We start from the raw sequence: 14,124 nt of genomic DNA on the forward strand, positions 1-14,124 counted from the left end.
CCTTCCTTAATAGAACTTCCGTAAATCCATACCGTGATACAGCGAGGCGACCTGTTCGGCATAACCGTTGAAGAGCAGCGTCGGCTGGCGCTGAACGTCGAGCAATCCGCCTGAACCGATAAATCGTTCCGTGGCCTGCGACCAGCGCGGATGATCAACATGCGGATTCACGTTGGCGTAAAAACCGTATTCATTGTTCGCAATCTGGTTCCAGGTCGTCGGTGGTTCGTCGTGGGTGAATTTGATGCTCACGATCGACTTAATCCCCTTGAAACCGTATTTCCACGGCACGGTCAGGCGAACAGGCGCACCGTTTTGCGGCGGCAATGCTTTGCCGTAAACGCCGACGGTAAGCATTGTCAGCGGATGCATCGCCTCATCTATACGTAATCCTTCGACATACGGATAATCCAGCCCGCCGCCGATAAACCGGTCTTTCTGCCCCGGCATATGTGCCGGATCATAAAGGGTGGTGAACGCGACATAGCGCGCATTGCTGGTCGGTTCGGCCAGTTTGAGCAGGGAACTCAGCGGGAATCCGACCCATGGAACCACCATCGACCAGGCTTCCACGCAGCGCATGCGGTAGATTCGCTCCTCCAGCGGGAAGCGCTTCATGATGTCGTCCATATCGAGTGTGAGCGGTTTAGCCACTTCACCGTCGATTTTTATCGTCCAGGGTGACGTCACGAGTTGCCCGGCATTCGCGGCCGGGTCGGCTTTATCCAGCCCGAATTCGTAGAAGTTGTTGTAGCCTTCCACTTTATCTTCCGGGGTTAACGCGAGTGAATTCTGATAGGCAGCGGGTTTGGTGAAATCCAGCGGCTTGCCCGCAGGCGCGGGCGGGCGGTCGTGGCCTTTGAACCAGGAAAGAATATCTGCCTGCGCACTGGCCGGGATCGCCAGTGCGGCTGCGCTGATCCCCAGCGCCTGCAAAACTTTACGGCGATCCTGAAAGATATCCTCGGGGGTGACATCAGCTTCCGTCAGCTTGCGAAATTTGGACATTGCAGTCTCCGGTATTCATCTTATTAATGTTTTTATCGTTATGTAGACAGCATGGCGTGAAACACAGGGTTTTGCGAGACAGGCAAATAAAATAGCGATTTTTAATCCCCCGTTTTGGCGCATTTCTCCTTCCACCATAAGAATTCTAAATTGATTAACTTTTGAGTTGCTATGCTATGAATGTATGTAAATGCAACTCTCCCGGGTACAAAATGGTCAGATATTGTCGAATATCAGGCCCTGCGCCCGCCAATGCCCGTAACATTCCTTCATGTCTGTTTGGTAAATTTCTCCTGCGGGCGGGTTTTTCTGTTTTATAGTAGCGGCGTTTTTTTCGTAGCAGGCTCAGAGAATACGGGCGCTGTTTCCACCTCACCGTAGCGAGTAAGGCACAGGGATGCGATTTACTACCAGACTATCGGCACTCATTTCGATGTTAGTTGCGCTGGCAATGTTGTTAATGTTGCTCGGCGTGACGTTTAGTTTTATCTACCTCAACAAGCAAAGTACCGAGCAGCACTTACAGGCGCTGGCGACCACTTATGATCAGTCGTTACTGACTCATACCCCGGCAGAAGCCGAGCGCTGGCTGCCGCAGGCGATGCGCATGCTGGACGTCACGGATATCGAGGTAAAGCTCGATAACTCTACGGTTTATGAATATCACGAGCGCCCGGATTTGCACCGTTCGTGGGACAGCGTGATGCCGGAATATGACACGGTAGTTATCCCCCTGATGCAAAACCACGCAATGTCGCTGCGTGTTTCTTATATTGATCCCGTCAGCAGCTATATCCGCTCCATGCGTTCAACGCTCGCTATCAGCCTGGCCATCGTGGTCATGCTCGCGATGTTAATGCTGAGTTTCCGCTGGTTACGTAATGAAACCGACGGTGTGGAAAAACTGGAAGACCGTGCTGTCAGGATTTTGCGCGGTGAGCGGGAAGGGCTGGCTGGCACCGTCGGCGAATGGCCGCATTCTGCCAGCAGCGCTATCGATCTCCTGTTAACCGATCTTAATGAAGCGCGCGAACAGCGCAGCCGCGTCGATACGCTGATCCGCGCGTACGCCCAGCAGGATGCGCAAACCGGGCTCAGCAACCGGCTGTTTTTCGACAATCAGCTGGCGACGCAACTCGAAGAAGCGGGCGCGCATGGCGTACTGATGCTGTTGCGGCTGCCCGATTTTGACATGATGCGCGAAATCCATGGGCAGACTGTAGTAGAAGAATTACGGTCGGCGATGGTGAACCTGTTATCGACTTTCGTGATGCGACATGTGGATGCGCTGCTGGCGCGCTACTTCCACAGCGATTTTGCTGTGCTTCTTCCTCACCGCACCCTGAAAGATGCCGAAGTGATGGCCGCGCAGTTAATCAATGCGTTGGGCGTACTGCCGACGTCTTCTCTGATCGACCGCGACGCCCTGATGCACATCGGGATCACCGCGTACCGTTTCGGCCAGACGCCGGATCAGGCTATGGATATGGCCGAACAGGCAACGCGCCATGCGGCATTTCAGGGCAGCAACAGCTGGTTTATCTACGATAAAAACGTGCCGGAAAAAGGGCGTGGCAGCGTGCGCTGGCGCACTTTGCTGGAAAACACTCTGGCGCGCGGCGGCCCGCGTTTGTACCAGAAACCAGCGTTTGGCAGAGACGGAAAACTCGATCACCGCGAGATTCAGCGGCGCGTCTTTGACGGTGAACAGGAACTGCTGGCGGCCGAATTCATTCCTCTTGTCGTGCAATTCGGGCTGTCTCAGAGCTTCGATCGGGTGATGTTAAGTCAGATTATTCCGTTACTTAACCGCTGGCCGGACGAAACGTTAGCATTTCACCTGACGGTTGATTCATTATTGCAGCGCTCATTTGTTCGCTGGTTGCGTGACACGCTGCTTCAGTGCGAAAGAAAACAGCGAAACCGAATTTTGATTGAACTTGCTGAGGCAGATCTCTGTCAACATACCGACCGGCTGCGCCCTGCGATCCGTTTATTGCAAGGTTTGGGCTGTCGGCTGGCGGTTTCACAGGCCGGACTGACGGTGGTCAGCACGTCGTATCTGAAAACTTTTCCGGTGGAAAGGGTTAAGCTTCACCCCGGACTGGTGCGTGATATTGATAAAAGAGTGGAAAATCAGCTCTTTGTTCAAAGTCTGCTCAGCGCATGTGAAGGGACTCAGGCGCTGGTGTTTGCCGCCGGCATAAGGACAAAAGAAGAGTGGACCACCTTGCAGAAAAGCGGGATCCACGGCGGCCAGGGGGATTTTTTTGCCGGACCACAGCCTGTTGAACCGGTCGGTAAAAAATATTCACACAACCGCGATGTTTAAGTGACCGTTATTGGTTTATTTAACGTAGAATGAGCCAGCTTTTAACCGACACCCTTACCTGGCATCCGGTGCACGCTTTATGGCCGCAGGTGGACGGAATATGTGGGTGAAAGTGTAAGAATTTATGTGCGGTGTTGCTACTTCGCCTGGGGGCCTGCCCGAGGTAAACCAAGCCTGCGATACAGAATTATTTCGCAGTGCCATCAGCCTCAAAAAGTAACAACCAGTGAATGGCGACATCGCGGACAATTTTCACGGAAGCAGGACGTTTTTGCGCCTTGTCGCTGCTTCGCGTGGTTGGTAAAGTAGGCGGATTTTATTTTCCGCCCCCAGCTTGCAGGATTATCCTTTCGTTATGTTTAAGAAATTTCGTGGCATGTTTTCCAACGACTTGTCCATCGACCTGGGTACCGCCAATACCCTTATCTATGTAAAAGGACAAGGCATCGTGCTGAATGAGCCATCTGTTGTGGCTATTCGTCAGGATCGTGCTGGTTCACCTAAAAGCGTTGCTGCTGTAGGTCACGACGCAAAACAGATGCTGGGTCGTACTCCTGGCAATATCGCGGCTATTCGTCCGATGAAAGATGGCGTTATCGCTGACTTCTTCGTGACTGAAAAAATGCTGCAACACTTCATCAAGCAAGTTCATAGCAACAGCTTCATGCGCCCAAGCCCTCGCGTGCTGGTGTGTGTGCCTGTCGGCGCAACTCAGGTTGAACGCCGCGCTATCCGTGAATCTGCACAAGGTGCAGGTGCGCGTGAAGTGTTCCTGATTGAAGAACCGATGGCTGCGGCAATCGGTGCAGGTCTGCCAGTTTCAGAAGCTACCGGTTCCATGGTTGTGGATATCGGTGGTGGTACAACGGAAGTTGCCGTGATTTCCCTGAACGGCGTCGTGTACTCTTCTTCTGTCCGTATCGGCGGCGACCGCTTCGATGAAGCCATCATCAATTACGTTCGTCGTAATTATGGTTCATTGATCGGCGAAGCCACCGCAGAACGCATTAAGCACAGCATCGGTTCCGCGTATCCGGGCGATGAAGTGCATGAAATTGAAGTGCGTGGCCGTAACCTGGCTGAAGGTGTTCCTCGTGGTTTCACGCTGAACTCCAATGAAATCCTGGAAGCGTTGCAAGAGCCGCTGACCGGTATCGTTAGCGCTGTGATGGTTGCACTGGAACAGTGCCCGCCAGAACTGGCTTCCGACATTTCCGAGCGCGGCATGGTGCTGACCGGTGGTGGCGCATTACTGCGTAACCTCGATCGCCTTCTGATGGAAGAAACCGGTATTCCGGTGGTTGTCGCAGAAGATCCACTGACTTGCGTAGCACGCGGCGGTGGTAAAGCACTGGAAATGATCGACATGCACGGCGGCGACTTATTCAGCGAAGAGTAATCTCAGCGAAGACTTGTTGTTTTTAACAAGACCCGTTGTAAGCAGGAATAGTCTGCCCGGGAAGGTGGTTGTCCGTCAGGTAAAACCTGCAACGTGAAGTGTGCAGTGTTCAATGTGGATCCGCGCAAACACTGTCTGAGCTTAATTGTTCAGGCGGTGTTTTTGGCTATCCCATGAGATTGCCGCCTTTTCTGTCAGATGAAGCACTGACTTCGACTGGCTGAAACCTTCTGTTGCCGAGGAACTCGCATATTTTATGAAGCCAATTTTTAGCAGGGGGCCTTCCCTGCAACTGCGACTTTTTTTGGCTATTCTTACGGCCATTGTCCTGATTGTTGCCGACAGTAAAATAGGTACGTTTGTTAAAATCCGCACCTATATGGATACTGCCGTAAGTCCCTTCTATTTCCTATCTAACGCCCCGCGTGAATTTTTAGATCAGGTTTCCTCGACTTTTGCGACACGTGGCCAGCTTGAATTGGAAAACCGCGCACTGCGTCAGGAATTGCTGTTGAAAAATAGCGATCTGATGTTGCTCGGCCAGTACAAACAAGAAAACGCCCGTTTACGTGAATTGCTGGGCTCACCACTGCGTCAGGACGAGCACAAAATGGTGACGCAGGTACTTTCTACCAGTAATGATCCGTACAGCGATCAGGTTGTCATTGATAAAGGCAGCAACAACGGCGTTTACATCGGTCAGCCGGTGATCAGCGATAAAGGCGTAGTCGGCCAGGTTGTGGCCGTTGCCGCACTGACCAGCCGCGTTCTGCTGATTTGCGATGCTTCCCATGCGTTGCCGATTCAGGTGTTGCGTAACGATATCCGCGTGATTGCGGCGGGCAGCGGTTGTGCTGACGACCTTCAACTCGAGCATCTTCCAAGCAATACCGATATTCGTGTTGGCGATGTGCTGGTGACTTCCGGGTTGGGTGGGCGTTTCCCTGAAGGTTATCCGGTGGGCGTGGTGTCTTCTGTCAAAGTGGATAACCAGCGCGCGTACACCGTGATTCAGGCTCGTCCTACAGCCGGTCTGCAACGTCTGCGCTATCTTCTGTTGTTGTGGGGCTCTGACCGTAATGGCGAGCATCCGCTTCCGCCGGACGAAGTGCATCGTGTCGCCAATGAGCGTCTGATGCAAATGATGCCTCAGGTTCTGCCGCCACCGGGTGATATGGGCCCTCCGGCACCTGTTCCCGCTCCCGCCACAGGCACGGTGACGGCGCCCGTACAGGGAGCCACGCAATGAACAGTTACCGGAGCCACGGACGCTGGATTATTTGGCTATCCTTCCTGATAGCCATGTTGCTGCAAGTGATGCCATGGCCTGAGCAGATTTACATGTTCAGGCCTTCATGGCTGATGCTGATCCTGATTTATTGGGTGATGGCCTTGCCGCACCGCGTCAATGTGGGTACCGGTTTTGTTGTCGGCTTCATCATGGATTTAGTCCTCGGCTCAACGCTGGGGATCCGCGCACTGGCATTTGCGATTACTGCTTATCTGGTCGCCTTTAAATTCCAGTTATTCCGTAACCTGGCACTCTGGCAGCAAGCTCTGATTGTCATGGTGCTTTCGCTGGCCGTGGACGTCATGGTGTTCTGGGGGGAATTCCTGGTTGTGAATGTTTCATTCCGGCCGGAAGTCTTCTGGAGTAGTGTGGTTGATGGCGTTCTGTGGCCCTGGCTGTTCCTGCTGATGCGTAAAATTCGTCGTCAGTTTGCTGTGCAATGAGGATGTTATGACCGCACTTTATCTCGCTTCCGGATCACCGCGCCGCCGTGAATTACTGGCCATGCTCGACCTTTCTTTTGAGCGCCTGGTGACTGAAGTGGCAGAAGAGCGTCAGCCTGACGAAGCTCCGCAGGATTACGTTTTACGGCTCGCGCAAGATAAAGCGAGGGCAGGCGTGGCGGTCGCAGCAGAAGATTTGCCGGTGCTGGGTGCCGATACGATTGTGGTTCTTGACGGTAAAGTGTTGGAAAAGCCACGTGACGAAGCGCAAGCCGCTGTTATGCTTAAGGCATTGTCCGGAAAACAGCATCAGGTGATGACCGCCATCGCCTTTGCGGATCGTCGGGATTGCCTCAGTACGCTGGTTGTGACCGATGTCACCTTCCGTTCACTATCCTCCGACGACATTGCACATTATATTCTGAGCGGTGAGCCCATGGATAAAGCGGGCGCTTATGGTATTCAGGGAAAGGGCGGTTGTTTCGTCCGTGAAATTCGCGGCAGTTACTATGCAGTTGTGGGTCTTCCTCTGGTGGAAACTCAGGAACTGCTAAATGAATTTTCTGCCTTACGCGAGCTTAGGAGAAAGCATGACAGCTGAATTACTGGTCAATGTCACCCCGTCTGAGACCCGCGTGGCCTACATTGACGGTGGCATTCTGCAGGAAATCCATATCGAGCGTGAGACCAAGCGCGGGATTGCCGGCAACATTTATAAAGGACGTATCAGCCGTGTATTGCCTGGGATGCAGGCAGCATTTGTGGATATCGGCCTTGAAAAAGCAGCGTTTTTGCACGCTTCAGACATCATGCCTCACACCGAATGTGTGGCGCGCGATGAGCAGAAAAATTTCCATGTGCGCGACATCGCAGAGCTGGTGCATCAGGGCCAGGATCTGATGGTTCAGGTGGTGAAAGATCCGCTGGGCACAAAAGGCGCGCGCCTGACGACCGACATCACGTTGCCATCCCGTTATCTGGTGTTTATGCCGGGAGCGTCGCACGTTGGTGTCTCCCAGCGCATCGAAAGCGAAGCTGAACGCGACCGCCTCAAACGCATCGTTTCAGAATATTGTGACGAACACGGCGGCTATATTATTCGTACCGCGGCCGAAGGCGTGGGCGAAGAAGAGCTTAAGCAGGATGCTGCGTATTTAAAACGCCTGTGGACCAAAGTCATGGAACGCAAGCGTCGTAACAAAACCAAGTGCAAGCTGTATGGCGAACTGGCGCTGGCGCACCGCGTGCTGCGTGATTTTGCCGGCGAAGCGCTGGACAGGATCCGCGTTGACTCCCGTCTGACCTATGAATTGCTGGTGGAGTTTACCAGCGAATACATGCCGGAGATGACCAGCAAGCTGGAGCATTACAGCGGCAAACAGCCGATTTTCGACCTGTTTGATGTGGAAAATGAAATCCAGCGTGCGCTCGAGCGCAAGGTTGAGCTGAAATCTGGCGGTTATCTGATCATCGATCAGACCGAAGCCATGACCACCGTAGACATCAACACCGGTGCGTTTGTCGGCCATCGTAATCTGGAAGACACCATCTTCAACACCAACACCGAAGCGACTCAGGCCATTGCCCGGCAGCTCCGGTTGCGCAATCTTGGTGGGATTATCATCATCGACTTCATTGATATGTCGAATGAAGATCACCGGCGTCGCGTTTTGCACAGCCTCGAGCAGGCATTATCCAAAGACCGCGTCAAAACTGGTATCCACGGTTTCTCCGCGCTCGGTCTGGTTGAAATGACCCGAAAACGTACCCGCGAAAGCGTCGAGCACGTACTGTGCAGCGATTGCCCGACCTGTCACGCGCGTGGCACGGTGAAAACGGTCGAAACGGTGTGCTATGAAATTCTGCGTGAAATCGTGCGCGTGCATCACGCCTACGATTCTGACCGTTTCCTGGTTTACGCGTCTGCGGCCGTGGGTGAAGCGCTGAAAGGCGAAGAATCCCATGCGCTGGCCGAAGTGGAAATCTTCGTCGGGAAGCAGGTCAAAGTGCAGATTGAACCGCTCTACAGTCAGGAGCAGTTTGACGTGGTGATGATGTGATTTGATGGCCCCAAGCCAGCAACATCAAGAAGTTAAAGGTTTCCATTGCCGTCTGTACGGGTGAAAACCCGTATGGAATGGGAAACAAGGAGAGAAGTTTGAGGCGACTGCCCGGTATTTTATTAACGACCAGCGCTACCCTTGTCGTGATAGTGGCTTTGGTGATCAGTGGCTTGCGTCTGGCATTGCCTCAGCTCACCCGCTTTCAGACACAACTGGTCAGCAAAGTAGAATCCGTTACGGGCGTGCCGATCGAGTTGTCGCAGATCAGCGCCAGCTGGCAAACTTTTGGCCCTGTCATGGAAATCCGTGGTCTGCATGTGACCCTGCCGGATTCGGACTGGCAGGTTCAGCGCATCACGATGGCGCTCGACGTCTGGCAATCCCTTCTCCATTTCCGCTGGCAGTTCCGCGATCTCACTTTCTATAATTTGCAGCTGGATCTGAACAGCACGCTGGGCGGCGATACCAATAAAGGTAACGGCATTCAGCCAAACCGCATCAGCGACATCTTCCTCAGGCAGGTCGACCATTTCGATCTGCGTAACAGCCGTATTTCTTTTCTGACGCCTTCCGGCCCGCGTGCTGAATTTGATATTCCGCAACTGACCTGGCTGAACACGCACAACCGCCACCGCGCCGAAGGGCAGCTGAGTTTATCCAGCTTCAACGGGCAGCACGGTATTGTGCAGGTGCGTATGGATCTGAACGATAACAATGGTCTGCTCAATAACGGCAAAATCTATTTGCAGGCCGACGACATTGACATGAAGCCGTGGTTCAGCCGCTGGCTGCGCAGCAATACTGGTTTAGAAAATGCCAATTTCAGCCTCGCGGCCTGGCTGACGGTGCGCAACGGCGATATTTACGCAGGCGATGCGCTGCTGAAAAACGGCTCGGCGACCTGGAAAACGGGCGCAGATGAACACCGTCTGGACGTCGATAACCTGGCTCTGCACGGCAGTCGTCAGGGCAATGGCTGGCAGGTTGGCACGCAGCAGCTGAACCTGAAAACCGACGGCGTAGAGTGGCCGAAAGGGCGTCTCGAAGCGCTGTATCTGCCTGAAAATAATGATTTCCTCGGTCCCACGCAGGGCGAAGAATTACGTATCCGCGGTACAAATCTGCAACTCGAACGTTTAGGGCCGATTATCCCGACGTTTTCCTTCCTGACGCCGTCGCTGCTGGAGCGCTGGCAGGATCTGAAACCGGCCGGGAATGTCGATCGCCTTGCGCTGGATATCCCGCTTAAACAGCCGGATCAGACCCGTTTTGATGCCAGTTGGAATGATGTCAGCTGGCAGCGCTGGGAACTTCTGCCCGGTATTAACCACTTTAAAGGCAGCCTGAAAGGCAGCGTGTCGGGCGGGCAACTGAGCGTTAATTTGCAGGACAGCCTGTTGCCATATGGTGAAATGTTCCGCGCCCCGCTGGACGTGAGCGCGGCAACCGGTACGTTCAGCTGGACCAGTGGCAAAGACGGCTGGACGCTGTCGGGCAAAGACGTAGATGTCAAAGCCAACGCGCTGTGGGCGAAAGGTGACTTCAGCTATCAGCAGCCTGCCGAAGGCCAGCCGTGGCTGAACATTCTGGCCGGTATCCGCCTGTATGACGCCGGTCAGGCCTGGCGCTATTTCCCTGAGCCGCTGATGGGCAAACATCTGGTGGATTACCTGAGTGGGGCGATTCAGGCCGGGCAAGTGGATAACGCGACGCTGACCTTTAACGGCAATCCGCATGATTTCCCGTTTAAAAAGAACGAAGGGCAGTTCCAGGTTTGGGTTCCGCTGCGCCATTCGACCTTCCAGTTCCAGCCGGAATGGCCTGCGCTGACCGATCTGGATATTGACCTCGACTTCCTGAATGACGGCCTGTTTATGAAAGCCGCGCACACCAAACTGGGCAATGTCGATGGCAACAACGTCGTGGCCAATATTCCGGATTATCTGAAAGAAAAACTGTTCATCGATTCTGACCTGCGCGGGCAGGGTAAAGATATCGGCGATTACTTCATGGATACGCCGCTTCACGACACGCTGGGTTCTGCATTGCAGGAACTCCAGATTGGCGGAGAAGTGAATGGCCGCTTACATCTGGATATCCCGCTGGACGGGGAACTGGTGCGCGCATCCGGTGGCGTAACGCTTAATGACAACAGCCTGTTTATCAAACCGCTGGACAGCAAAATCAGCCATCTCAGCGGCCAGTTCAGCTATGACAACGGTAATCTTCAAAGCAATCAGTTAACCGGTAACTGGTTCGGGCAACCAATCAACGTGATGTTCAGCACGCAGGAACTGCCGGACGATTTCAAAGTGCAGGTCGGTCTGGATGCTAACTGGCAGTTGTCAAAAATTCCGGGCATGCCTGCCGCGGCAGCCAGCAAAATTTCCGGGGGTACGCCGTGGAAAGGCAACGTCAATATTACCCTTCCGCATAAAGGTACGCCGACGTATACCGTAGACGTGAATGCCGACCTGAAAGATGTAAGCAGTCACTTACCTGATCCGCTGAACAAAAAGCCGGGTCATTCGATGCCGCTGGTGGTGAACGTCAAAGGGGATTTGCACAGCTTTAATCTGGAAGGTGTGCTGGCGGGTAAAAACCATTTCAACAGCCGCTGGTTGCTGGGCAAACAGCTGAAACTGGACCGCGCCTCGTGGCAGGAAAACACCAAAAAAACGCCGCCGTTGCCGGATGACAGCAGCCTGACGCTGCATCTGCCACCGCTGGATGGCGAAAACTGGCTTGGTCTGTTGTCGCCGGACAAAGCGACGCAAAGCGCCAGTACTAAACTGTCCGGTTTCAGTTTCCCGCACCAGATTATCCTGACCACACCGGCGCTGACGCTGGGCGGGCAGGTCTGGAATGACCTGACGATTCAGTCGGTTCAGAGCCATCAGGGCATGGAAGTGACCGCCAAAGGTAAAGAAATCGACGGCACGCTGAACATGAATGACAACGGTCCGTGGCTGGCGAATCTGCATTATCTGTATTTCAACCCGCAGTGGACCGTGGACGACGTGGCCAGCAGCGGCCAGCCGGGCGGGAACCCGTTTGCTACGAGTAAGATTTCTTTCGCGAACTGGCCTGCATTGCAGCTCCGGTGCGAAGCGTGCTGGTTCCTCGGGCAGAACTTCCGCAAGGTGAATGCTGACCTGACGCCGCAGGGCAATTTGCTGATGCTGCGTAATGGCCTGATTGATACCGGCGTGGCGAAACTGGACGTGCAGGGCGACTGGAAGCAGGACGAACAGGGCGAAAATACCGGCCTGAAAGGAAAACTGTCGGGCAAAAATATCGAACAGGCGATGTCCTTCTTTGGCGTGACTACGCCGCTCAAAGACGCGCCTTTTAATGTGAACTTCGATCTCCACTGGAAATCGGTGCCGTGGAAGCCGGATATCAGCACGCTGAACGGCACGCTGAAAAACGAGCTGGGCAAAGGCGAAATTGCTGACATCGGCGGCGGTCGCGCCGGGCAGCTGCTTCGTCTGGTGAGCTTCGACGCGCTGCTGCGCAAGTTGCGTCTGGATTTCAGCGACACCTTTGGTCAGGGATTCTATTTTGATTCCATTAAATCCACCGCGTGGATTAAAGATGGCACGCTGCACACCGATGACCTGCTGGTTGACGGGCTGGCGGCGGATATCGCCATAACAGGTAAAGTGAATTTCGTGAACCAGCAGCTGGATTTAGAAGCGGTGATCGCACCGGAAATTTCAGCCACCGTGGGCGTGGCGACGGCATTCGTGATTAACCCGGTGGTTGGCGTGGCGGTCTTTGCGGCCAGTAAAGTGCTGGCACCGCTGTGGAATAAAATCTCGCTGATCCGCTACCAGATTAGCGGCACGATTGCTGAACCACATATCAATGAAATTTTGCGTAAACCCGCTGTACCGCCAAAAGAGGCCACCGCGCAGTGACGTTTCCGTGACGGCGCAGGAAAGCTCGTTCGGGCTGTGTTAGGCTGTTAATAACCTTGTAACAATGGATTGTCCGGCAGGCTGACTGATTATCTCAGTGTCAGCGCTGCCGGATTTTCGTCTAAAAGAGAGTGAATCTATGAGTCTGGCCTTAGTCAGTGAGCAGTTACTAACTGCCAATAATCTGAGTCATCAGGATCTGTTTTCCGTTTTGGGCCAGTTGTCAGAACGTCGCCTCGATTATGCCGATCTCTTTTTCCAGTCCAGCTTCCACGAAGCCTGGGTGATCGAAGACAGCATCATCAAAGATGGTTCTTACAATATCGATCAGGGCGTCGGTGTTCGTGCAGTCAGTGGTGAAAAAACCGGTTTTGCCTATGCTGATCAGATCACGCTGAACGCGCTGAATCAAAGCGCGACGGCGGCGCGAAGCATCGTCCGCGAGCAGGGAAATGGCAAAGCGCATACGCTGGGCGAAATCGCTTACAAATCCCTTTATACGCCACTGGATCCGCTGCAAAGCCTGCCGCGTGAAGCGAAAATTGAGCTTCTGCACCGTGTCGATAAAATTGCCCGCGCTGCCGATAAACGTGTTCAGGAAGTCAGCGCCAGCATTACCGGTGTCTACGAAACCGTACTGGTCGCCGCAACCGATGGCACGCTGGCGGCAGATATCCGTCCGCTGGTGCGCTTGTCTGTCAGCGTGCTGGTCGAGCAGGACGGTCGTCGCGAGCGTGGTTCAAGCGGCGGCGGTGGCCGCGTCGGTTATGATTATTTCCTCGAAACCGTCAACGGTGAAGTGCGCGCAGAAGCTTTTGCGCGTGACGCAGTGCGTATGGCGTTGCTGAACCTGACCGCCGTTGCGGCACCTGCGGGCGGCATGCCTGTGGTACTCGGCGCGGGCTGGCCGGGTGTGCTGTTGCACGAAGCGGTCGGGCATGGCCTCGAAGGCGATTTCAACCGTCGCGGGACGTCAGTCTTCAGTGGCCAGATGGGTAAACTCGTGGCCTCTGAGCTGTGTACGGTTGTTGATGACGGCACAATGCCAGGCCTGCGCGGCTCGCTGGCCATCGACGATGAAGGCGTGCCGGGGCAATACAACGTGCTTATCGAAAACGGCGTGCTGAAAGGGTACATGCAGGACAAACTGAACGCGCGTCTGATGGGCGTTGCGCCAACCGGTAATGGCCGTCGCGAATCCTATGCGCACCTGCCAATGCCGCGCATGACCAACACCTACATGCTGGCCGGGAAATCGACCCCGGAAGATATTATCAGCAGCGTGGAATACGGCTTGTACGCACCGAATTTCGGCGGCGGTCAGGTCGATATCACCTCCGGCAAATTCGTGTTCTCCACCTCTGAAGCCTATCTGATTGAAAAAGGCCGCATCACCAAACCGGTGAAAGGCGCAACGCTGATTGGTTCCGGCATCGAAGCGATGCAGCAGATTTCCATGGTCGGTAACGATCTGGCCATCGATAAAGGCGTGGGCGTGTGCGGTAAAGAAGGCCAGAGCCTTCCGGTCGGCGTCGGCCAGCCAACCCTGAAACTGGACAATCTGACGGTGGGCGGTACGGCTTAATACCTTCCCCATACATTCGTGCTCCATTTAATCTACCCCGGTCAAAGTGCCGGGGATTTTTTTGTCTGCTCTCCTTCACT

9 protein-coding genes are annotated in these 14,124 nt (G+C 54.2%); 8 read left to right on the plus strand and 1 reads right to left on the minus strand.

All coding sequences use genetic code 11. From position 1 onward, the window contains the following. Positions 1-6: 6 nt before the first annotated feature. Complete coding sequence (gene msrP, locus KWG64_RS10225) at positions 7-1,008, minus strand: protein-methionine-sulfoxide reductase catalytic subunit MsrP (RefSeq protein ID WP_195816278.1); 1,002 nt, start codon at positions 1,006-1,008, stop codon at positions 7-9. A 397-nt stretch (positions 1,009-1,405) separates the two neighbouring features. Between msrP and csrD the strand changes: the two genes are divergently transcribed. The 8 genes from csrD (at position 1,406) to tldD (ending at position 14,044) form a co-directional block, all read left to right on the plus strand. Next, positions 1,406-3,340 (plus strand): RNase E specificity factor CsrD, encoded by a 1,935-nt coding sequence (gene csrD / locus KWG64_RS10230; RefSeq protein WP_218521834.1) that lies wholly within the window; start codon positions 1,406-1,408, stop codon positions 3,338-3,340. A 355-nt stretch (positions 3,341-3,695) separates the two neighbouring features. Then, a complete protein-coding gene (mreB, locus tag KWG64_RS10235) occupies positions 3,696-4,739 on the plus strand; it encodes a rod shape-determining protein MreB (RefSeq protein WP_013577291.1) in 1,044 nt (347 codons plus the stop codon). A 256-nt stretch (positions 4,740-4,995) separates the two neighbouring features. Next, positions 4,996-5,988, plus strand: a complete 993-nt coding sequence (gene mreC, locus KWG64_RS10240) for a rod shape-determining protein MreC (protein WP_195816276.1) — start codon at positions 4,996-4,998, stop codon at positions 5,986-5,988. Beyond that, a complete protein-coding gene (gene mreD, locus KWG64_RS10245) occupies positions 5,985-6,473 on the plus strand; it encodes a rod shape-determining protein MreD (RefSeq protein ID WP_218521835.1) in 489 nt (162 codons plus the stop codon). The genes mreC and mreD overlap by 4 nt, the downstream gene beginning before the upstream one ends. Before the next feature lie 7 nt (positions 6,474-6,480). Further along, positions 6,481-7,074 carry a nucleoside triphosphate pyrophosphatase gene (locus tag KWG64_RS10250; protein ID WP_218521836.1) on the plus strand — a complete coding sequence of 198 codons (594 nt, stop codon included), beginning with the start codon at positions 6,481-6,483 and terminating at the stop codon, positions 7,072-7,074. Then, on the plus strand, positions 7,064-8,533 hold the full coding sequence (gene rng / locus KWG64_RS10255; RefSeq protein ID WP_013577287.1) for a ribonuclease G: 1,470 nt from the start codon (positions 7,064-7,066) through the stop codon (positions 8,531-8,533). Before KWG64_RS10250 ends, rng begins: the two co-directional genes overlap by 11 nt. Before the next feature lie 98 nt (positions 8,534-8,631). Beyond that, a complete protein-coding gene (gene yhdP / locus KWG64_RS10260; RefSeq protein ID WP_218521837.1) occupies positions 8,632-12,459 on the plus strand; it encodes an AsmA2 domain-containing protein YhdP in 3,828 nt (1,275 codons plus the stop codon). Positions 12,460-12,598: 139 nt separating this feature from the next. After that, positions 12,599-14,044: a metalloprotease TldD gene (gene tldD, locus KWG64_RS10265; protein WP_165061332.1), complete on the plus strand. Its 1,446-nt coding sequence runs from the start codon at positions 12,599-12,601 to the stop codon at positions 14,042-14,044. Positions 14,045-14,124 lie beyond the last annotated feature (80 nt).

Source organism: Rahnella sp. PD12R, assembly GCF_019200965.1.
Lineage (GTDB): Bacteria > Pseudomonadota > Gammaproteobacteria > Enterobacterales > Enterobacteriaceae > Rahnella > Rahnella laticis.